Source organism: Pseudoalteromonas sp. S554, from assembly GCF_005930865.1.
Classification (GTDB): Bacteria; Pseudomonadota; Gammaproteobacteria; order Enterobacterales; family Alteromonadaceae; genus Pseudoalteromonas; species Pseudoalteromonas marina.
Genome location: NZ_PNDV01000033.1, coordinates 1 through 21,751 on the forward strand (window position 1 = coordinate 1; position 21,751 = coordinate 21,751).

The following is a 21,751-nucleotide window of genomic DNA, read 5'->3' on the forward strand; positions in this document are numbered from 1 at the left end:
ATTGAGCTTCAATTCGTTTAAGTTCACCAGCTCAATATGAAACAGACTACTATGATAATTTAAACGAGTCAGGTAAAGTGGCCTGACTTAAACAAACTGGTCTCCGATGAACTCGGGGCGATTCAGACCTTAAATTCCAGTTTTGTATATTAAGCTCACCATCAAGCACCCACCACGCAATAAAAAATAATGGCGTTACAAATACTAGTGCACCAAATGTTGTGGCCATAGGGTGAATTGCAATTTTCACCCGCTTTATCATCACACCGCTTAAGCTAAAAAAGCATACAGCCATAAATACATATACAAGCCCAAATCCCTGAGTTTGTGAGTTTTGTACTTGGTTATAGCTTACAAAATAAAGTCCGACTAACGCACTTGCTAAAGCAATGAGTTTTATAAAACTAAATTTAGGCTCGTTTAATAGCTGTTGAGCAAGCAATCCCGATAAAATAGGAGCTAATCCAAACATAAGTGAAATAATGCCAGAAGGCACTGTTCTAGCCGCCATATAACTCAATAACATGCCACCAAAAATACCAATGCTTGAGTAAGCATAGAGTAGGCAGGCTTGCTTACTCCACGGCACTCTTACATTAGTGACTGCAACGACAAGCGCACCAATAAATAGCCCAACGAGCATACGCATTAACACCGCTAGTGATGGCGAAACACTCTCACTACTCCACACTATACCCAGCGGAGTGGTGGACCATATAAGAACCATTAAAAAATACGAAACTTTAACAGGCACGTACCATTCCTTTGTTAGTTAAAAATAAGGCGAGTGGGTTTTGAGGGAAAAAGCCAGCCAAGCGTATTAATGCACTAGTTACAGTACACATAATTAACGGTCAGTTTAATCTTAAGATATAAACGCTCAATAACTAGTAATAGAATTATACGCTGTAAAGGGTTTATGAATAGATATTTAATCATATTAAAGATTAAATAATGCTTAAATATACAGCTGTAAAATGTAAGTTACATTTTATTTAATACCATTTATAACAAAACTATTTGAGTTTTACCGTTCTAGTTATATGGTGCGTGTAAATTAATAGTAATTAAGGTAATTAAGTGCTCAAAAATAAAACAACAGGTAGCATGTTAATTGTAGCTGGTACCACTATTGGTGCAGGTATGCTTGCTTTACCTATCGCTTCTGCTGGTTTAGGTTTTATGACTGCACTTGCACTCATTGTTGCAAGCTGGATATTAATGACTTACACCGCCTTGCTGATGCTAGAGCTACATCAGTTTGCCCCTCGTGATGCAACGTTAAATACACTTGCTAAACGCTGGCTTGGGAAGCGCGGTCAATACATTGCCAATTTTTCAATGGTGTTTTTATTTTATGCTTTATGTGCAGCTTATATCGCAGGCGGTGGTGCTCAGCTTCAAGAGCGAATCAACCTTGGATTTGAATTAGAAATTGCCCCCCAATTTGGCTCCGTTATTTTGGCGGTCATTATTGCAAGCGTGGTTACACTAGGGACTAGCAAGGTAGATAAATTTAATAGAATACTCTTTTCAATCAAGGTGATTGTTTTAGCTAGCCTATTTTATATGCTTACGCCCTATGTACAATCAAAGCACTTGCTCGAAATGCCTGTTGAGCAAGGGCTAATATTATCGGCAATTCCTGTGGTATTTACATCTTTTGGTTTTCACGGCTCTATCCCATCAATTGTTAAATACGTAGGTCTTGACGTAAAAGTTCTGCGTAAAGTGATGATTGCAGGCGCAGCATTACCCTTGTTCATTTACATATTTTGGCAACTATTAAGCCAAGGTATTATGAGCCAAAGCGATTTACTCAATAGTGAGGGCTTAAGTGGTTTTGTAGCCAGTGTTGCAGGTATTGCACATAATTCAAATGTATCTATAGCGGTGAAATTATTTGCTGATTTAGCGTTAGCGACTTCATTTTTAGGTGTAAGCCTAGGTTTATTTGATTTTTTTGCTGATGCATTTAAACAAGGAGATAACAACCAAGGCCGTGTTATAACAGCGCTTATTACATTTATTCCGCCTTTGGGATTTGCTCTTTTTTACCCGCAAGGCTTCATAATGGCCCTTGGCTATGCCGCCATTGCTTTAGTTGTACTGGCTGTATTTTTACCTGTTGCTATGGTTTATAAACAACGTGCCTCAACCAGTAGCAACACTGGTTATAAAGTACGCAGTGGTCGTACAGGGTTATTGATTGCAGCGTTATGTGGTGTGCTAATAATTACTGCGCAATTTATGCAAATGAGTGGGGTTATACCTGCAATTGGTTAAAGCTTGCTTTTGTAATACCAAAATTTAGTTAATAAAAAACCGCACACCATGATTAATGAAGTGCGGTTTTTTTTATATTAGCTACGTTTATTTACAAACGTCAGCAACTGCATTTGCAAAGTAATCAAGGTTTGCTTTGCTAACACCGGCTACGTTGACACGACTTGAGCCAACAATGTATATGCCGTACTCTTTTTGTAATCGCTCAATTTGCTCTTTATTAATACCCAAGAACGAAAACATACCGTGTTGACGTTCAATAAATGAAAAGTCTTGCGCTATGTCTTTTGATGCTAGGCTTTCTTTAATTAAACTACGAAGGCCATTAATACGCGTACGCATTTCATCAAGTTCAGCATGCCACATTTGCGTAAGCTCTGTACTGCTTAAAATAGTGTTAACAATATCAGCACCATGTGCCGGAGGCATTGAATAAATGCTACGTACCACACTTAACATTACTGAGTTTGACACATCAGCTGTCGCACTGTCTTTTGCAATTAATGAACATGCACCGATACGCTCACGATATAAACCAAAGTTTTTAGAGCACGATGAGCAAATAATTAACTCTTCAACGGCATCAGCTAAAATACGAAGTCCGCGTGCATCTTCTTCTAGTGAAGAGCCAAAGCCTTGGTAAGCTATATCTACTAATGGTGTAAAGCCAACTTCTTTAGCAAGCTCTGCTACTGTGTTCCACTGAGCTTCGTTTAAATCCATGCCACTTGGGTTATGACAGCATGCGTGTAATAGCACTACATCACCCTTTGGTACTTGCTTAAGGGTATTGATCATCTCATCAAATAGCAGGTCTTTATTCTCGTAGTCGTAGTACGGGTATTCTTTTACGGTTAAACCCGCAGCTTCAAATAAACTAATGTGGTTTGCCCAAGTAGGTGTAGTAACCCATACAGTTGCATCTGTATTACAACGCTTAATAAACTCAGCAGCAACACGAAGTGCACCTGTACCACCTGGTGCTTGTGCTGTACGCACGCGATTTGCTAATAATGCTTGGTGCTCACCAAGTAATAGCTGTTCCATTTTTTGACAGTAGTCTAAGTTACCTGCTAAGCCAATATAAGATTTGCTTGTTTCATTTTCTAAGCGAAATGCTTCTGCTTTCTTCACTGCGTTTAATACAGGTGTATTACCGTGCTCATCTTTATAAACACCCACACCTAAATCAATTTTATTAGGGTTTGTATCTTTTTTATAGGCCGCCATAAGGCCAAGAATAGGATCGGTTGGTAATGGTTTTAATACTGAGAACATGGGCTATCTCTTATCTATATTTATGGGTTAGCAATTAAGCTTAGCTTAACATAAAAGCACATCACGTTGACTAGTGTTATTTACACGAGTGAGTGAGGAATTTTAATACAACACGCAATTAAAATGGCCAAAACTTTGTCATCAAAAAAGTCATTATCAAATGCTTCAGCATCAATAATACCTACACACTCATTTTGGGCATTAAATAAAGGCAAACATACTTCAGATTTAACTTTAGGGTCACAGGTATAATACTCTCCACCTTGTGCTAGATACTTCTCTACATTATTAATAATGCGACCTTTTTGTGATAACGCCACTTGAACATTATTGCTTCCTGCAGCAAAGACCTCTGTAAGCGGAAATAGAGGGCGGCTAGGTACACCATGATAAGCAAGCTTTAAAAGTTGTTTACCTTCATCTGTGTCCGTTGATTGATAAATACCATACCAGTCAACACCGGTTTGCGCGTGTACATAGTTAACAATACTTTGCAGCTGTGCAAGCTTGGTATTGCTATCTTTATTTATAAAATCAGCAAGGTTAAAAGGCTCATCTTGCAAGTAACCAAATAAGCTACACGCCCCGCCTTCACCTAATTCAGGTATTTGATACTGCCAACGCGTTTCTGGTAAAGATGTATGCGCTAGATAGTGCTCAAGCTTTTCAAGCTCGGCTGAAATTAAGTTTGCATTAACGCGCAACTGCGCTTGCGTTAAATAAGAAGAAATCATTTGGCCATCCATACATCTAAGTTGCCAGAAATGATAGCATGGATATTTTCACAGAGCTAGATCAACTTATAGGACATTTCAACTTGGTTACCACTGGCGTTATATGTGACTTTTTCTGCAATTTCTTCAAGCAGTGAAAGACCACGCCCAAATTCATTATTGCCACTCATTTCATCATTTGATTGGCTACTGAACCCCCTCCCCGAATCACAAATGATAAAATACAAACTGAGTGTTTCTGGGCAGTAGCGTATATCAATAATGATCATGGCATCTTTTAACTCACTTATGGCTTTCTCACGCATTTCATAAAACTTAAAAAAACCGTCTTCTTGCAGCTTTATTGCGGAGTCTAATCCTAAAACACCATGATCAAGTGAATTGTTATAAGCTTCAGAAAGGAGTAAAAAAATGTTTGAGCGATGATCATTTAATCCCTCAATTCGGCTAAGAATATTGACAATATCGTAGACAGGATCGGTTTGCTTAATTTGCTTTGAATTAAGGCTTAATGACAAATTGAAGGCAAGCGTTGAAAAAGGCTCTCTCGGCTTTTCTTCCACCAGCAAAGGCAAACAGTTAAGCAAGACAATGCTTACATCATCTTGTTGTTGTAAGCCCTGCGCAAAATCACTCACATCAGCAATTATTTCTTCACAAGAGATCATGGGCTTACTTTTTAATGATGCTATAAAGCGTTCTTCAGCAAAAAACTCGTCCTGCTTATTAGTGGTTTCTGTTATGCCGTCGGTAGCAAAAACTAAACGTGTATCACTATTTACTTCAAAATGTATTAAATCGTACTCAAATTCATGTTTGTCTAATATACCCAATGCCATGTGTTGAGACTCTAATGTCTTTTCTATATTACCTTTAGTATTGATCAAATATGCATCGGGTAAGCCACCAAGCCACGCTGATATACTTTTTCCTGACGCACTGAGCTCCACAATGGTAGCCGCGCAAAACATATGCCCCGGTAACAGGTTGTAAAGAAGTGTATTTAGCTCAAAGGCAATATCATTAACGGCCTTACCTTTATTTACCATTGTATAAAATGCGCGAGAGACAGGTAGCGCACCTATAGCAGCTGCCAAGCCATGCCCAGTAAAGTCACCCAGCATGCAATACAAGTTACCAATGGGACTTTGTGCAACTAAAAACATGTCACCATTAAACATGGATGCTGGCGATAAATTAAAATCTAGATGTTGCTTAAAATCATCTTGATATTCGAGTGAATTATTAAATATGTGCTCAACTATTTCGTGTTCACGTTCAATTTGATTGTGGTGATACTCGAGCAGTTGCTTTTGCTGGTTGGCTTTTTTACTTAGCTCACGAGTTCTTCTATGAGCTTTAATTTTTGCGTGAAGAATAACTTTATCAAATGGCTTGTGGATAAAGTCATCCCCGCCAACTTCTAAACATTTTTCAAAACTTGCTTTGTCGTCTAACGAAGTAATAAAAATAATAGGTAAATAAACTTCACTGTATTTATTTTTTATTATTTTGGCTGTCTCAAAACCATCCATAACCGGCATTATTACATCGAGTAACACAATGTCTATGGCTTCATGCTCAAGGACTTTAATTGCTTCTTGGCCGTTGAAGGCCATCGATACTTGATAACCTTCATCTTTGAGCATTTGACTTAATAAAATACGGTTTAATGCCTGATCATCGACAATAAGAACGTGTGCTGCCATTAGCTAATATCAAATTTCTTATCGAAGCGCGATATTTGTAATATTTTTTTCAGCTGTGGCTGGCAATTAGTGATTTCAAACACAGTCACTTTATCTTCTAAAGTTTTTTTCATATTTAAAAGCATGCCTAGTGCAGAACTATCCATATAGTCAGTTTCTCTTAAATCTACAATCACTTTGTTAGTGCTACTGTCTATCTGAGCATAGGCTTGGCGAAAAGACTGCACTAAATTAAAGTCAAACTTTCCCTTTATTTGTATTGTTAGCGCTTTTCCATCGGCTGATGTACGGGTAGTTAAATTCATCGATTTCTCCGTTAAATGTATCTTTGACTAAATATAACCTGTTAAAAGTATTTAGCAAAAAGAAAAACACACAACAGCAAATTTGCTATCATTTACGCCATTACTTAATACATTTTGACTGAATAAGGTAAACCATGACAGATAGTCACTTAGTATATTCAACAAGCACTGGACGTATTGACCAGCCAAAACCAGAAAAAGAGCTTGATATTAAGCTTTTCAAAGATGGTTTTGTTCGTATTGAGCGTCAAACAAAAGGCCGTAAAGGTAAAGGCGTAATGCTTGTTGTTGGCATAGACCCAAAAGAACATGACTTAAAAAAGTTAGCTAAAACAATAAAAAGTAAAATGGGCCAAGGTGGCGCTGTAAAAGAAGGCGTTATAGAAGTCCAAGGCGATGACCGAGATAAGTTAAAAGCAATTTTAGGGAGCTTGAAGTTTAAAGTGAAAATTGCGGGTGGTTAACCCGCAATTATAAAACTACATTACTTTTTTAAATGGTACTTCACCCAGCTTTAGATATAAATCTGGTAAATCAGACTCAGGAATTGGGCGGCTGTAATAGTACCCTTGCACTATAAAACAGTTGTTATTTTGTAAAAACTCAACTTGCTCTATGGTTTCTACCCCTTCAGCAACCACATCTAAATTAAGCTTTTGAGCCATTGCTATAATAGCGGCAGTAATCTCCATATCATTGCTATCTTCTGGGATATCTTGCACAAATGAACGATCTATTTTGAGTATATCTACCGGAAAACGTTTTAAATAACTAAGCGAAGAATACCCCGTTCCAAAATCATCAATTGAGATAGAAATACCTAGTGCTTTTAGCTCATGAAGTTGAGCAATAGCAGCCTCTACGTTCCCCATCAACATGCTTTCAGTTAACTCTAAATGTAATCGTTTAGCCGATACGCCCGATGTAATAATCATCTTACTTAGGGTCGGCACAAGATTCGAATCTTTAAATTGGCGAGCAGATAAGTTAATCGATACGTTATTTTCACGGTTTTGCTCTGTTAATCTCACAACGAAATCACATGACTCCTGTAATACCCACTCACCTAATTCAACAATAAGTCCTGTCGCCTCAGCTATAGGAATAAACTTATCTGGCGGTATTAAACCTTCTGTTGGGTGGAACCATCTCAATAATGACTCGTATCCTACAACCTTTTGAGTACGGCTATCTATCTGCGGCTGATAATAAACCACAAACTGATCTTCTTTTAACGCAATACGCAGCTCGTTTTCAATAAATAATCGCTCATTTGCAGCTGCATTTAGCTCTTGGCTATAAAAGTGGAACGTATTACGCCCTTTCTCTTTGGCCTCATACATTGCTAAATCCGCGTGTTTCAGAAGCTGATCTTCTTCAAGGCTGTCATATGGCGCCATAGTAATACCAATACTCGCGCTTATAATTACTTCGTTATTTCCTAGCATAATTGGCATATTAAGCGTTTGCTGTATTGTATTTGCTACATCGGTTGCGTGCTCTTGGCTTTCAATTCCACTGAGTAATACTGCAAACTCATCGCCGCCTAAACGTGCAATCGTATCTTCTGATCTTAGGCGCTTCTTCAATCTATTCGCGACCTGTATTAATAATTGATCGCCTGCGTCATGTCCAAGGGTGTCATTAATTCGCTTAAATTCATCTAAATCAAAGTAAAAAAGTGAAAAGGCATAATGACCACGTTCTGCAAGCGCAAGAGATTTGCGCAACTGCATTCTGAAGAAGGTTCTGTTTGCTAAACCTGTTAGCGTGTCAAAATAAGCGAGCTGTTCCATTTTGCGCTGGCTTTCTTTAACAAACGAGATATCTTGTGCGGAAGCAACATAACTTGTGATATTACCGCCTTCCTCTCGTATCGGTGAAACGCTCAATGAAACCCAAATAGGCTGTTTATCTTTGCTTTCAATTAACGTATCACCGCGCCAATAGTTACGACTACGTAGGTCTATATCAATATCTTCGACCAAAATAGCCATATCAGACGCAATAATGTTTAAAAGTGGCGCTCGAGTGAAATGACTTTCTGGATAACCTGTCATCTCTAACATTTTGGGGTTAACGTATTCGATAACAAAGTTCTCGTCAGTTATAACAACACCTGTGCCAGAGAAAGCGACTGCTTTTGATAATCGATTAGCTGCTTTTTCGGCTATTTCTTTTTCAGTTATTCGCTGGTTAAGTCCATCAATTAATTTACGAATTTCAACCGACATATCTTTAAACGAACCGTTAAGCGTACCAATTTCGTCTTTATTCTCTTCTGGAAATTGAGTATCTAGTTTACCCTGACCAAAGCTCGATACCGCATAAACAAGTGAATGCAATCGGCGTAACACAAGATGCTGCAAGGCTTGATGCAATAACAAGGCAACTAAAATAGCGTAAAGAATAAAGAGCCCAAAAAACTTAAGCTTCAAATCTTGCAGAGCAGACAATGTAGAAGAACGCTTTTTATAAACCCCTATATACCAATCTAGCTGATCAATTTTTTGAATATTGATTAAGTGCGCCTCGTCATTTTGTATAAAAGAACTTGCATATTCAGGGAGCTTTGTCGCAATTGCCTCACTAATAATTGACTTGAGCTGCGGGTTTACAAAATCGTCCATAGCCACTTTTTTATTATTTTTTCCGTATTCAGCAAGTAATGAAGTACTCAAATCTGGGTGGGCCAATAATTGGCCTTTACTATCAAAAACAAGTAAGTTTTTTTCTTTGTCTCCTATAGGTAAAAAAGACACGAGTTTATTTAGCGTAATATCACTGCCTGTAACCCCTATAAATTCATTATTCGAATAAATAGGAACCAGTAAACTGATCACCCAATCATGCCATACTCTATCGTAGTAAACCTTTGACCATTCAGGTTCTACAGAGTTGCCTAAACTTTCACGAACATACTTATAAGTTGAACCACCGCTTACTCGAAAATCAGCAGGAGCATTTAACGCCCAATTAGGTGGCGATATTCTAATAAAGTCATCATTAGTTATAAGGTAAAAATTGTAGAAGTCATAAACCAATGTTGGTGAGATAACATCCCATAGTGCTTCAGAGTTATTGAATAACTGTTTGTAAAAAGGTGTGTACTTTTCTTGTGGTAAAAACGCGGCAGATAAACCATCAGATGAAGCACTTCGAATAGTACCATCACTATTAAACTGTAGTTGCGCTTTACTGGTTAGATCAATTGGGGAGTTTTTTTGAAATAACTGGTCATTAACTATGTTGTTAGCCTGCTTGGCAATATTAACTTTTGTTTCTATTCGTTCTTTAAATTGCCTTACTAATAAATCGGTCGAGCTTTTTAGTACTTCGTGCTCTTCAAAAACCAGCTGCTTTTCCTCAGATTTAAGCATAAAAAAGGCAGCACAAACACCCGCAATTAAACAAATTGAGGATATGAGTAACGACAATTTCACACTTAAAGAGTTTATTCCAAAACGCGATGGAGGGCGTCTATATAGCACAAGCCAACCTTAATTATTAATAGTTGTTATTATTTAGCTGTTAATGAAATATACCAGATTCAAATTCATTATTATAAATTTTTTGTAAACTTTATAAAAAAATTACAAAAGTTGAAATAATCAATACTTAAGCACTATCTTAGTAAAGTATGTTATTGACATTACCCCTAACTCTCCATACATTAACTGCATGAACATATTTTATTCTCGCATTATTTTTTCTTTTTTTAGCTTCTTTAAATAAAAGAGGCTGGCCTGTTTGTGAGATAAATCAATCGAATAGTAAAGCCTCCCAACCGGGAGGCTTTTTTGTATATGCTGCATTTACGCAGATGACTTTTGGAATGAGGAACCCCAAAATGACCAACGATGTATTAAACACATTAAGACATGATATAAATGAAATAGACTCTGACTTACTCGTACTCCTAGCTAAACGGCGCCGTATTAGTCATGGTGTTGTTGAATATAAAATTGCAAATAACAAGCCTATTCGTGATGAAGCCCGTGAACTAGCACTACTAGAAAAATTAATTGGTTATGGCAAGTCACTTGGCTTAGATGCGTATTATGTAAACAATGTTTTTCAAACAATCCTAGAAGACTCCGTATTACACCAGCAAGCAATGCTGCAAAAAAACCTAAACCCTGATGCATTAAGCGAAACACACCGTGTTACTTATTTAGGTGGGCAAGGCTCATATAGCCAACTTGCTTGCCATAAGTACTTTAGCCGTCGCCCCGGCAAACTCGTTGAAATTGGGTGTTCATCGTTTGAAGAAATCACCTCCAAGGTAGAAAGCGGGCAAGCAGACTTTGGATTACTTCCTATTGAAAATACCAGCTCAGGCAGTATTAACGAAGTATTTGATTTACTACAACACGCACAAGTATCTATTGTTGGTGAAGTGACACACAGTGTTGAGCATTGCTTATTAGCTAAACCTGATACACAACTTGAACAGCTCACAAAAGTATTTGCTCATCCACAACCCTTCGCGCAATGTAGCCGCTTTTTACAAGGGTTAGGGGATTTGCAACATGAAACATGTGACTCAACATCTTCAGCGCTTCAATCTGCGCTCAGTACACCAAATAGTGCTGCAATTGGCTCAGCTCAAGCTGGTAAAAATGTAGGCCTTGAAGTTATTAAATCAAACTTAGCTAATCAAAGCGAAAACCACAGCCGCTTTATAGTCGTAGCGCGTAAGCCTTTGCATGTGTCGAATCAAATACCAACGAAGACCAGCTTGATCATGTCGACCAAACAACAAGCCGGCTCACTTGCTGATGCACTGATGATCTTCAAGCAACACAAAATAAACTTGGTAAAACTGGAATCACGCCCTACCCCAGGCAACCCATGGGAAGAAGTGTTTTATGTTGATTTAGAGGCAAACTTGGCTGATACCCAAGTAAAAGAAGCGCTAGAGGAACTTAAAGAACATACCCAATATGTGCGCATATTAGGTTGCTACCAAAGTGAAACATTACAAGCTGTTAGTGTGAATACTTAAATATAGACTATTAAAAAAGGGCACAAAATGTGCCCCTTTACATTTATTTGATGTAAAACTAGTCCAGGACCTTAGCGTCATTCGCTTTATTAAGTAAACTGCGGCTTTGTGTTAAAAAATGCGCAGTTGAGTCTGAAAAATATGATTTAGCATCTGCAAATGCCTCCATTAAGGCTGCTTTATCACCTACCCTAAGCTTTTCAAGCGTTTGAGCAAAGGTATCTTGGTATTGAGCCAACAAACTTTCAACGTCATCAAACTGAGCCAACATTATATCGGAATAAAGCTCAGGTGATTGCGCAAACAAACGCCCTACCATCATTAGCTCTAATTGATATATCGGCGACGAGCAACTTCGTAACTCTGCTAAAGTATGGCTTTGCTTTGCTAAAAACTGCCCATAAACAAACGTTGTTAAATGTCGCATGACCTGAATTATTTGCATGGCTTCATCGTGTTTTTTAGCATCTAACTCTACAAGCTGACACCCCCACACTTGTAACTGCTCTAATAGCCCTTTTGCCGCTTTATGTTCTCTGCCCTCACATACAACTACCGTTTGTTTTACCCAATGTGAAATATCAGGCCCAAACATAGGGTGTAAACCAACAACTGGACCACTATGAGCTGCTTTTAATGCTTTGATTGGCGATTGCTTTACTGATGTAATATCTACGAGCAAACAGTCATCATCTAGTTTTGGTAGTTTAGCAACTACAGACTCTAAAGCATTAATAGGTACACTGATCATTACCAGTTTTGCACCAGTTAAAATGCTTTGGGCATCATCTTGCTGCTCTTTATCCAATATTTTGACGTCATAACCTGAGCGAATAAATTGTTGGGCAAATAACTGCCCCATCGCCCCTTGACCGCCCACAATAACAATAGGTGAAAGTGATGGCGCTGCACACGCTAATTTAGCCTGTTGGTTTTGATATGCTTCACGCATCATCCGCCTGAGAATATCTTCAACTAGATCAGGACTTACATTTTGATTAATTGCTTCTTGGCGCCTAGCCGCTAGTAATTCAGCTTCACGCTCTGGTGCATGTAAAGGCGCACCTGTTTGCTGTTTGATTTCACCAATTTTTTGGGTAATACCATTACGTTTAGCTAGTAAAGCAACAAGCTGTGCATCGCATTCATCTATACCTTGTCTTAGTTGGGCCAAATCACTTATATTTGCCACGTCCAATCCCACCTTGCAAAAATCAAATTTTGTAAATTAATATTTACATAAAAGTAAACTAATCAATACGATAAATACTAACAGGATACGTTAGACGTTAAAAGGGCTGATCACATATAGCAAGGTTAAAACCAATGGTGAATTTATGTTATCAGTTAGATTATGGACAAAATCTCAAAAGCTTTTGTAAGGAATGATCAATGAGTCTTCAGTTTTTTAGTAGTGAGCTAAATATCGATAAACCCATTGCGTAAAAACAATAAAAAATTTTAAACCTAAGCTGCAGTAAATAAAAAAAGAAACGTTCTTTGTGCCAATTTATTTCAAATATGTAATATTGCCTGCGCCACTCAACATTACAATAAAAATCTAGACCGCTTAAAAACGAAAACGGGTCGCAATCCGAAGACTGCAACCCGTTTTTTGCGTTGATAAACAGCGCGTATTAGTTAAGTTTTTCTCTAATACGTGCAGATTTACCAGAACGCTCACGTAAGTAGTAAAGCTTAGCACGGCGAACTGCACCGCGACGCTTAACTGTTACGCTATCGATAAGAGGGCTGTGCGTTTGGAATACACGCTCAACACCTTCACCGTTCGAGATTTTACGAACTGTGAATGCTGAGTGAAGACCACGATTACGCTTAGCGATTACAACACCTTCAAAGGCCTGTAGACGCTCTTTAGCACCTTCTTTTACTTTTACCTGTACAACCACTGTATCACCAGGGCCAAATGCAGGTACGTCTGTTTTAAGCTGCTCTTCTTCAAGCGCTTTAATAATATTTTGGTTTACTTTTGCCATTATGTTTCTCACTTTCCTAGGTGTAACTGTCTTCTAGCCACAAGCTTTTTGGTACTCTTGCTGAAATTCTGCGAGTAATACCGCTTGCTCCTCAGTCAGAGCTAGGTTATGCAACAAGTCAGGACGTCGTATCCAAGTTCTGCCTAATGACTGCTTAAGCCGCCACCTTGCTATCGCTTGGTGATTACCACTGAGTAATACAGCAGGAACTTGTTTGTCGTCCAATGTTTCTGGTCGTGTGTAGTGAGGGCAATCTAGCAAGCCATCCGAAAATGAATCTTGCTCTGCTGATTGGTTATGACCTAACACGCCTGGCACCAATCGCGCTACTGCGTCAATTAATGTCATGGCAGGTAGTTCACCACCACTCAAAATAAAATCACCAATTGACCATTCTTCGTCAACGTATGACTCTATTATTCTCTCATCTATACCTTCATATCGACCGGCAATCAAAATCAGTTTGTCAGAGTTAGCGAGTTCGCTAGCCCCTTGCTGATCAAGTTTGCGCCCTTGTGGGGACATATAAATTACTTTAGCACCATCACCTGCCGCTTTTTTAGCGTCAAGAATAGCTTTTTCCAATGGTTTAACCATCATTAACATACCTGGTCCGCCCCCGTAAGGACGATCATCTACAGTTCTGTGCTTATCTAAAGCATAGTCACGTGGATTCCAGCAGTTAAAATTAATTAACCCATTTTTTACTGCGCGACCAGTAACCCCTTGTTGGGTAATTGCGTCAAACATGTCCGGGAAAAGGCTTATCACCCCAACCCACAATGAACTAGTTTGAGTCATTAAAACCCAGGATCCCAGTCTACGGTAATTTCTTTTACGTCGTATTTAACATCTTTGATAACTGAATCAGTTAAAAAAGGTATTAAACGCTCCGATTGACCAAATGCATCTTTACTGTTTGCTTTCACAACCAGTACATCATTCGACCCTGTCTCCATCAAGTCATCAACAGTGCCTAAGTTATAACCTTTATCAGTTACAACCGACATGCCAATGAGATCTCGCCAATAGAACTCACCTTGCGGTAGTTCTGGTAATTGCGTTGCATCCATTGAGATTTCTGCATGGGTATAAGCCATTGCTTCGTCTCGATCGTTTACTTGCGCAAATTTAGCGATAAAGCCTTTGTTGTGGCGACGCCAGTCGACCACTTCTAAGGACTGCCATTTACCTTGTTGCCCTATCAACCACGGGCTGAAATCGAAGATCCCTGCGGGATCATCAGTAAATGAATGTACCTTAAGCCAGCCCTTTATACCATAAGGGGCGCCGAGCTTTCCTACGACAATTATTGATGAGGTGTTCTCTTGACTCATGGTTACACTTACGCCTATTAAGCCGCTTTACGAGCGTCTTTAACTAATTTAGCTACACGATCTGAAAGACCTGCGCCTTGACCTACCCAGTGATCTACACGAGATAAATCTAAGCGAAGTTTTTCTTCCTGACCCGAAGCGATTGGGTTAAAGAAACCAACTTTCTCGATGAAGCGACCGTCACGCGAGAAACGGCTATCCGCAACCACAATTTGATAGAAAGGGCGTTTTTTAGCGCCACCACGTTGCAAACGAATAGTTACCATACCGTCCTCTAAATAGATTGACTGTTTTCATTAATAAGATTTACTCCCCAGTATGGGGAGCCGGTGAATTGTACGAGTTTTTAGCAATAACGCAAGTAAGAAGTGAAGCAAAAAGCCAGTTTAGTAGGTTAAACCGTGATCTAGGCTAAAAATTAGAGTTAATGCAGTACCGAGTGCATAAATTATTCAACAAAAAAGGAGCAATTTGCTCCTTTTTTGTATGCGTTGTGATTAATTTAAGTGCAACGCTTACTAAAAATCTAAAATTTTGGACCGCCGCCGCCCATCATGCCCGGTGGCAACATGCCTTTCATACCGCGCATCATTTTTTGCATCCCGCCTTTGCCTTTCATTTTTTTCATCATTTTTTGCATCTGCGTAAATTGTTTAAGCAACTTATTGATCTCTTGTACCTGTGTACCAGAACCTGCTGCAATACGTTTTTTACGCGACCCTTTAATGATTTCTGGACGAGCTCGCTCCTGTTTTGTCATAGAGCTGATGATAGCCTCCATTTGAATGAAGGTTTTATCACCCATCTGACCTTTTACCGCGTCAGGTAAATTAGACATACCAGGAAGTTTATCAAGCATCGACATCATGCCGCCCATATTTTTCATTTGCTTTAACTGGTCAGCAAAGTCATCCAGCGTAAAGCCTGCGCCTTTAAATACTTTTTCGGCAACTTTGGCAGCTTGCTCTTTATCGACTTTCATTTCGACTTCTTCGATTAATGAAAGTACATCACCCATGCCTAAAATTCGCGATGCAATTCGGTCAGGGTGGAAAGGTTCAAGTGCGTCTGTACGTTCACCCACACCCATAAACTTAATGGGTTTACCTGTAATATGACGAATAGATAAAGCAGCACCGCCTCGGGCGTCACCATCTGTTTTAGTTAATATCACACCAGTAAGTGGCAGAGCTTCGTCAAATGCTTTTGCAGTATTTGCCGCATCTTGACCCGTCATAGCATCAACAACAAATAATGTTTCAATCGGGTTGATAGCTGAATGAAGATCTTTAATTTCATCCATCATGTCGCTATCCACATGTAAGCGACCCGCTGTATCAACTAATACAACATCAATAAATTTCTTTTTAGCGTGTGTAATAGCCGCAGTAGCAATATCAACTGGCTTTTGTGAAATATCACTTGGAAAGAAATCTACATCAACTTCTGTGGCTAACGTTTCAAGCTGTTTTATTGCTGCAGGACGATAAACGTCGGCACTAACAACAAGCACTGATTTTTTCTTGCGCTCTTTTAAAAACTTAGCAAGTTTACCAACACTGGTCGTTTTACCGGCACCTTGCAAACCAGCCATCATAACAACTGCTGGCGGTTGTGCGTTTAAGCTCAGCTCTTCGTTTGCTTCGCCCATCGCTTTTTCAAGCTCTTCACGCACAATTTTTACAAACACTTGCCCAGGCGTTAAGCTTTTAGTTACCTCAACACCCACTGCACGTTCTTTAACTTGCTTTACAAAATCGCGAACAACTGGCAAAGCCACATCGGCTTCCAAAAAGGCCATGCGCACTTCGCGAAGAGTATCTTTAATGTTGTCTTCTGTTAGGCGGCCACGGCCACTGATATTTTTTAAGGTTTTACCTAATCGTTCTTGGAGATTCTCAAACATGTATCGGTTCCGATAAAACGTTATACCAATTTAATTACCCAGCCGATTTAGCTACTAGCTCGACTAATGACATTGATATTATTAAATTTGAATTAAAAACAGTATACCGTAAATAGTGGTGGACAATACAGTGTTCAAGTGCAGTGAATTAAGTTTCTTTTTTAAGGTCTATTCATTTGCGTTGCTATAAAATACAATACGTTTGTACTTGCAAGGATTTTTTGACTCAAATTAAGTGGCCCAAGCAAAATGCTGATCATCAGTTTAACTATTATCACCAGTTTATTTTATGTGCTAGCAACGTCACACGTGCTTTCACGGCTTTTTCATAAACAAGGCCCAAACCAAAAAGTAACTGTTATCTTGAGTACCGTCGCTATATTGGCGCATATGTTGTTATTGGTGAACTCGGTGTTTCGTTCTGACGGTCAAGATCTAAGCATTGTAAATGTCGCACTGCTAACCTGTTGGGTTATTGTTGTGTCTGTAACAGCTGTCTCCTTAAAATTTCCAGCCACTTTATTATTGCCCGTAGTGTATGGCTTTGCAGCGCTTTTATCTGTTGCAAGCTTATTTATACCCCATCATATATTGCTGCAAAGTATAGATGTTGAGCTTGGTTTGGTTGCCCATATATCACTTTCCCTACTCGCTTACTGTATCTTAATTATTGCAACCTTATACGGCGTGCAATTTTACTTTATAGATAAACGCCTTAAGCGCAAAGACCTCGCCATTGTGCATAGCCATTTACCTCCGTTGATGGTTGTTGAGCGCCAGCTTTATCAACTGCTTAATCTTGGTACTGCGCTGCTTACAATTGCACTCGTGTGCGGATTTGTATTTCTCGATGGCATGTTTGCCAAAGAGTTTATCCATAAAACCATACTTTCGTTGGTGGCATGGGCTATTTTTGTTGTAGTCGCCCTTGGCCATATTAAACAAGGTTGGCGTGGTAAACCTGTGGTAATTACCATCATGGTTGCAGCATTTGTCCTCACATTAGCTTATTTTGGCAGCCGTTTTGTACAAGAAGTCGTACTAAACAAGTTTTAACTTGACTCTAGTTGCTCACTCTAGCTTAATACGCATTGATTTATAAAAAAAGGATCCATCGTTGGACGACATATCGACAAGTACCCTGTTTATCACATTAGGATTATTGGTACTTTTTTCTGCTTATTTTTCTGGTTCTGAAACTGGGATTATGTCAATCAATCGTATACGCCTGCGACATCTTGCAAAGCAAGATCACCGTGCAGCTAAACGAGTCAGTAAATTACTTAGCCGTCCCGATAGGCTTATTGGCCTCATTTTAATTGGTAACAACCTAGTAAATATAGCCGCAGCTCAAGTTGCCACTATTATAGGTATCCGCCTATACGGTGATTTAGGTATCGCAATAGCAACAGGTGTACTTACCTTGGTAGTGCTTATATTTGCTGAAGTTACGCCTAAAACACTCGCAGCCCTTTACCCCGAAAAAGTAGCCTTTCCAAGCTCAGTGATACTCAAAGGCTTGCTGAAAATCATGTTTCCGTTTGTTGTAGTTGTTAACTGGCTAACTAACGGCATATTACGTTTATTTGGTATTAGTGCAGCTCAAATCGATGAGCACAGCATGAGCAAAGAAGAATTAAAAACAGTCGTGAACGAATCAGGTGCTTTATTACCTGCTCGTCACCAAAGCATGCTGACTTCTATCTTAGATTTAGAACAAGTTACTGTTGAAGATATTATGATCCCACGTAACGAAATTGTGGCGATTGATATAAACGACGATTGGAAAGTAATTAGCCGCCAGCTAACACATGCGCAACATACACGTGTTTTATTGTATCGCGATAATATTGATGATGCAGTCGGTTTTATTCACTCACGTGATGCGCTGCGACTTTTAACAAAAGAGCAATTTGACAAACCGTCACTATTGCGTGCAGTTCGCGAAATTTACTTTATCCCCGAAGGCACATCATTAAATACACAACTGTTTAAGTTTCAACAATCAAAAGAGCGAATTGGTATAGTTGTTGATGAATACGGCGATATTCAAGGACTAGTAACCCTTGAAGACATTTTAGAAGAGGTGGTGGGCGATTTCACGACCACTCAAACACGTACGCCAAGTGAAGAAGTGACAACACAACCTGATGGTTCGTTTATTGTAGATGGTGGCGCAAACGTCCGTGACTTAAATAAAGAAATGGAATGGGACTTTCCTCTTGATGGCCCTAAAACATTAAGCGGCTTAATTGTTGAATATTTAGAAGATATTCCTGACGCAAATATCAGTTTACGTATTGCGGGATACCCATTAGAAGTACTCGAAGTAAAAGAAAACATGATTAAACAGGTTAAAATACAACCTAAAAAACGTACTCGTCAATAACAAATAAGGAGCCATAAGGCTCCTTATTTACGCTGTTGTCCAATTAAGTAAATAACCGCTCCAACCAGCCTTTATCAAGCTCATCTTCACATCGCTTTAATTGCGTGCCATAACGACTTGCTCTATTTTTTACTTTGTTGGCTACGCTCATTAACCATTTTTGCTTCTTATATGTGCCACGTTTATACCCGCCCCAGCCTTCATGATAATTAAGATATTGAGCGTAAGCATCCCATTTTGAAATGCCGTTTACTTTATGCGTTTTATAAACAAACCACGCCATAAAGTCGATTGCATCATCAAAGTCATCCCTATCTGCTCCGCTGTTACCTGTTTCACGAACGTAATCAGCCCAAGTAGGCGTTTTAGCTTGTGAATAACCGTAGGCTGAGCTTGCTCTACCTGTTGGTATAATCCATAAAAAATATTCCATAGGCGGAGCTGCATCGTGCTTAAACGAACTTTCTTGATACATCATGCTCATGAGTACATGTTTAGGAGAGCCCCACTTGTCTTGCGCGTCTTTTGCATCAAAATACCAATCAGGATTTTCTTCAAAAATTTTACAAAGATCATTTGGCTGTTTAGGTGGCGCTGTAGCACACCCGGCAAGAGTAAAAGCGAGAGTGAGAGATAAAATAAGTGCTTTTTTGTTCATTTTTTGTGTTCTCACTGAACTTTTATAAAAAGTGTTGGTCGTAATAATTAATGCAGCTGTATAGCATTGTTTCATCCTTGAATATTATTTACGCAGCCATATTAGGCTGCGTTTTTTTTGCGTGCATGTTGGGTATCAGTTTTTATGAAAATACTCATCTAAAAACGCTGTAAACGACTGCGCATCTGCATTTTCTATATTACGCTGCGCTTCATTTGACTGCTCAACTTGCTGCTCGAGCCACGGCTTTAAAAACTCACTGTAATCTGTGTCTATGTGGCTTTGCTTATACTGGTTTGCTAAGTCTAAGGCAAAGTGACCATTGTCTAAACCTGACTCTTTTAGTTTTGCTACATATCGTCCAGAGTAAGTAAGCGAAGGATCATTAACCCACGTGCTCATTCGCTCAATTGTTTCAGAGTAATAACTTACGCCGTAAGCTTTATCCATCCACTTTGCAACATCAGTCAATTGAGCAAATATTTGATTCCCCCAAGATTGCAGGCTACGCGGAGTATTATTATCGTTGAGCATCAACCCTTGCTCTCTCCCCTGATTTACAACCGCATCTAAATTTTCAGTACTGCGAGCCTGTTCTTTCCAATCCATGTTTGGTGAATCTTTTAATAAGCAATACGTTAAAAATACATCTAAAAAGTGAATTTGCTCTATATCGATACCCACTTCACTAAATGGGTTTACGTCTAATGCACGAATTTCAACATATTCTATACCCGCTCTCAATAGTGCATCTGTTGGCGTCTCACCACTGTTCGCATTACGTTTAGGGCGAATTGGCGAATAAAATTCATTTTCTATTTGCAGAATATTTTTATTTAACTGTTTTGGCTGTTCGCTAGTGTAGTCGTCAATGTCGCTGTATATATCTGATGGCGTATTGATGGCCTTTTTCAAACCAGCAACATATTCATCAAGCGAGTTATACATGACACGCAAGGACGATTGTGCGCTGTTTGTGTAACCTAAGTTACCTAAACGCAGTGCAGTGCCGACCTCTAAGTACAAGGTACCTTTACCTAACTTTTTAAACGGTAAATCTGTTTTACGACCTTGCAAAAATGAGTTACACAGGGCAGGCGATGCGCCAAACATATAACTAATAAGCCACAGCTCGCGTTTGAAGTTTCTTATCAGCGATAAATAACCATCAGATATAAAATCCTGCAAGCTCGTATTACTTTGCTTTAACGAATGCAGAGACTTCCAAAGTGACTCTGGAAAAGAGATATTAAAATGCACGCCAGCAATAGCCTGCATCATACTGCCGTATCGATTTTTTAGCCCTTCACGGTAAAGCGTCTTCATTTTGCCTATATTCGAGCTACCAAACTGAGCAAGTACGATATCGTCTTGGTGGTTGATGAAGCACGGCATACTGATAGGCCAAAGCAGTTCGTCACCCATATTTTCAAGCGTGAACTTTTGAAGATCGCGCAGTTGCTTTAATGTTTGCGTTGATGACTCGCTAACCGGTGTAATAAATTCAAGTAAAGATTCAGAAAAGTCAGTCGTTATATGACCATTGGTTAGTGCACTCCCTACCCCTTTAGGATGACCTGTAGGAGATATAGCACCGTTGCTTTGTATTCTTAGCGACTCTCGTTCAATGCCACGTTTAATGCCTTTAATTGCGTTTTGGTGTTCACCAGTCGATAACGCGTTAAGCGCATTTGTTAGATCTTGTGTTGTCAAAAATATTTCCTCGGGCCACGTGGCTTAATCATACGGTTATGGGGGCTAATTACCGATTACTCAAGATTAAATTGTTAAGAACCATTTAGTTTTTTCAATTAGTCTTAAAATCCCTAATTTTAGCATACGCTTGATTTAACTATCTTCGTAAAATTATGTTGTAATCTTGCCATTGCTATTTACTTTATACAATTGCTTTACGAAGGTATTTACTAATTACACGGTATGCAATGAAGCATTAAACCAATGCGGATAGGAGACCTGTTATTTCGATTAAAAAATTCAATTTTATTTCGCTGACGTTATTAACCACAGAAATCTTGATATAGATCAATAAAGCATTCAATTCATCGTCAATATAAACATAATCGAGCTTTAATTTTGCTTTGTGTAAATAACTGAATATACTTCAGTTAATTAAAAAGGATGAT

Annotated in this window: 18 protein-coding genes and 1 pseudogene; 5 read left to right on the plus strand and 14 right to left on the minus strand. The window is 39.0% G+C overall.

Annotated elements, in window-relative coordinates:
• Positions 1–124: 124 nt before the first annotated feature.
• Positions 125–754: pseudogene (locus CWB65_RS07855) on the minus strand (DMT family transporter); the annotation flags it as partial.
• 326 nt (positions 755–1,080) lie between these two features.
• On the opposite strand from CWB65_RS07855, the gene CWB65_RS07860 reads away from it, so the two are divergent.
• A complete protein-coding gene (locus CWB65_RS07860; RefSeq protein WP_008132517.1) occupies positions 1,081–2,286 on the plus strand; it encodes an aromatic amino acid transport family protein in 1,206 nt (401 codons plus the stop codon).
• A gap of 87 nt (positions 2,287–2,373) precedes the next feature.
• Here the strand turns inward: CWB65_RS07860 and CWB65_RS07865 are convergent, their stop codons facing one another.
• The 4 genes from CWB65_RS07865 to CWB65_RS07880 form a co-directional block, all read right to left on the minus strand.
• Positions 2,374–3,564 (minus strand): amino acid aminotransferase, encoded by a 1,191-nt coding sequence (locus CWB65_RS07865; protein WP_006794684.1) that lies wholly within the window; start codon positions 3,562–3,564, stop codon positions 2,374–2,376.
• An 80-nt stretch (positions 3,565–3,644) separates the two neighbouring features.
• On the minus strand, positions 3,645–4,298 hold the full coding sequence (locus CWB65_RS07870; RefSeq protein ID WP_008132520.1) for a GAF domain-containing protein: 654 nt from the start codon (positions 4,296–4,298) through the stop codon (positions 3,645–3,647).
• 56 nt (positions 4,299–4,354) lie between these two features.
• Entirely contained in the window at positions 4,355–6,007 is a 1,653-nt protein-coding gene (locus CWB65_RS07875) for a fused response regulator/phosphatase (protein ID WP_138740349.1), read from the minus strand.
• On the minus strand, positions 6,007–6,312 hold the full coding sequence (locus CWB65_RS07880) for an STAS domain-containing protein (RefSeq protein WP_006794681.1): 306 nt from the start codon (positions 6,310–6,312) through the stop codon (positions 6,007–6,009). Before CWB65_RS07880 ends, CWB65_RS07875 begins: the two co-directional genes overlap by 1 nt.
• Positions 6,313–6,446: 134 nt before the next feature.
• On the opposite strand from CWB65_RS07880, the gene CWB65_RS07885 reads away from it, so the two are divergent.
• Positions 6,447–6,776 carry an SUI1 family translation initiation factor gene (locus tag CWB65_RS07885; protein ID WP_138740350.1) on the plus strand — a complete coding sequence of 110 codons (330 nt, stop codon included), beginning with the start codon at positions 6,447–6,449 and terminating at the stop codon, positions 6,774–6,776.
• A gap of 15 nt (positions 6,777–6,791) precedes the next feature.
• Here CWB65_RS07885 and CWB65_RS07890 read toward each other — a convergent pair whose 3' ends face one another.
• On the minus strand, positions 6,792–9,803 hold the full coding sequence (locus tag CWB65_RS07890) for a bifunctional diguanylate cyclase/phosphodiesterase (protein ID WP_138740351.1): 3,012 nt from the start codon (positions 9,801–9,803) through the stop codon (positions 6,792–6,794).
• 359 nt (positions 9,804–10,162) lie between these two features.
• Between CWB65_RS07890 and CWB65_RS07895 the strand changes: the two genes are divergently transcribed.
• Positions 10,163–11,320, plus strand: coding sequence for a chorismate mutase (locus CWB65_RS07895; RefSeq protein ID WP_008132528.1), 1,158 nt, complete (start codon positions 10,163–10,165; stop codon positions 11,318–11,320).
• A 58-nt stretch (positions 11,321–11,378) separates the two neighbouring features.
• On the opposite strand, the gene tyrA is transcribed toward CWB65_RS07895, so the two are convergent.
• The 6 genes from tyrA to ffh form a co-directional block, all read right to left on the minus strand.
• Entirely contained in the window at positions 11,379–12,512 is a 1,134-nt protein-coding gene (gene tyrA, locus CWB65_RS07900; protein WP_138740352.1) for a bifunctional chorismate mutase/prephenate dehydrogenase, read from the minus strand.
• A gap of 445 nt (positions 12,513–12,957) precedes the next feature.
• Positions 12,958–13,317 (minus strand): 50S ribosomal protein L19, encoded by a 360-nt coding sequence (rplS, locus tag CWB65_RS07905; RefSeq protein ID WP_008132530.1) that lies wholly within the window; start codon positions 13,315–13,317, stop codon positions 12,958–12,960.
• A gap of 33 nt (positions 13,318–13,350) precedes the next feature.
• A complete protein-coding gene (trmD, locus tag CWB65_RS07910; protein WP_033019178.1) occupies positions 13,351–14,118 on the minus strand; it encodes a tRNA (guanosine(37)-N1)-methyltransferase TrmD in 768 nt (255 codons plus the stop codon).
• Complete coding sequence (gene rimM, locus CWB65_RS07915) at positions 14,118–14,654, minus strand: ribosome maturation factor RimM (RefSeq protein ID WP_006792802.1); 537 nt, start codon at positions 14,652–14,654, stop codon at positions 14,118–14,120. Before rimM ends, trmD begins: the two co-directional genes overlap by 1 nt.
• Positions 14,655–14,671: 17 nt before the next feature.
• On the minus strand, positions 14,672–14,920 hold the full coding sequence (rpsP, locus tag CWB65_RS07920) for a 30S ribosomal protein S16 (RefSeq protein ID WP_006792801.1): 249 nt from the start codon (positions 14,918–14,920) through the stop codon (positions 14,672–14,674).
• A 260-nt stretch (positions 14,921–15,180) separates the two neighbouring features.
• Positions 15,181–16,560, minus strand: coding sequence for a signal recognition particle protein (gene ffh / locus CWB65_RS07925; protein WP_006792800.1), 1,380 nt, complete (start codon positions 16,558–16,560; stop codon positions 15,181–15,183).
• A gap of 249 nt (positions 16,561–16,809) precedes the next feature.
• On the opposite strand from ffh, the gene CWB65_RS07930 reads away from it, so the two are divergent.
• On the plus strand, positions 16,810–17,616 hold the full coding sequence (locus CWB65_RS07930) for a cytochrome C assembly family protein (RefSeq protein ID WP_006792799.1): 807 nt from the start codon (positions 16,810–16,812) through the stop codon (positions 17,614–17,616).
• A gap of 61 nt (positions 17,617–17,677) precedes the next feature.
• Positions 17,678–18,949 carry an HlyC/CorC family transporter gene (locus CWB65_RS07935; RefSeq protein WP_008132535.1) on the plus strand — a complete coding sequence of 424 codons (1,272 nt, stop codon included), beginning with the start codon at positions 17,678–17,680 and terminating at the stop codon, positions 18,947–18,949.
• Positions 18,950–18,992: 43 nt separating this feature from the next.
• Here the strand turns inward: CWB65_RS07935 and CWB65_RS07940 are convergent, their stop codons facing one another.
• Positions 18,993–19,607, minus strand: a complete 615-nt coding sequence (locus CWB65_RS07940; RefSeq protein ID WP_138740353.1) for a transglycosylase SLT domain-containing protein — start codon at positions 19,605–19,607, stop codon at positions 18,993–18,995.
• A 135-nt stretch (positions 19,608–19,742) separates the two neighbouring features.
• Positions 19,743–21,320 (minus strand): glutamate--cysteine ligase, encoded by a 1,578-nt coding sequence (gshA, locus tag CWB65_RS07945; RefSeq protein ID WP_039036608.1) that lies wholly within the window; start codon positions 21,318–21,320, stop codon positions 19,743–19,745.
• Positions 21,321–21,751: the final 431 nt, after the last annotated feature.

Coding starts and splice junctions, on each gene's coding strand:
- CWB65_RS07865 (WP_006794684.1), bottom strand. CDS start 3,564: ATGTTCTCAGTATTAAAACCATTACCAACCGATCCTATTCTTGGCCTT.
- CWB65_RS07870 (WP_008132520.1), bottom strand. CDS start 4,298: ATGATTTCTTCTTATTTAACGCAAGCGCAGTTGCGCGTTAATGCAAAC.
- CWB65_RS07875 (WP_138740349.1), bottom strand. CDS start 6,007: ATGGCAGCACACGTTCTTATTGTCGATGATCAGGCATTAAACCGTATT.
- CWB65_RS07880 (WP_006794681.1), bottom strand. CDS start 6,312: ATGAATTTAACTACCCGTACATCAGCCGATGGAAAAGCGCTAACAATA.
- CWB65_RS07885 (WP_138740350.1), top strand. CDS start 6,447: ATGACAGATAGTCACTTAGTATATTCAACAAGCACTGGACGTATTGAC.
- CWB65_RS07895 (WP_008132528.1), top strand. CDS start 10,163: ATGACCAACGATGTATTAAACACATTAAGACATGATATAAATGAAATA.
- rplS (WP_008132530.1), bottom strand. CDS start 13,317: ATGGCAAAAGTAAACCAAAATATTATTAAAGCGCTTGAAGAAGAGCAG.
- trmD (WP_033019178.1), bottom strand. CDS start 14,118: ATGACTCAAACTAGTTCATTGTGGGTTGGGGTGATAAGCCTTTTCCCG.
- rimM (WP_006792802.1), bottom strand. CDS start 14,654: ATGAGTCAAGAGAACACCTCATCAATAATTGTCGTAGGAAAGCTCGGC.
- rpsP (WP_006792801.1), bottom strand. CDS start 14,920: ATGGTAACTATTCGTTTGCAACGTGGTGGCGCTAAAAAACGCCCTTTC.
- ffh (WP_006792800.1), bottom strand. CDS start 16,560: ATGTTTGAGAATCTCCAAGAACGATTAGGTAAAACCTTAAAAAATATC.
- CWB65_RS07930 (WP_006792799.1), top strand. CDS start 16,810: ATGCTGATCATCAGTTTAACTATTATCACCAGTTTATTTTATGTGCTA.
- CWB65_RS07940 (WP_138740353.1), bottom strand. CDS start 19,607: ATGAACAAAAAAGCACTTATTTTATCTCTCACTCTCGCTTTTACTCTT.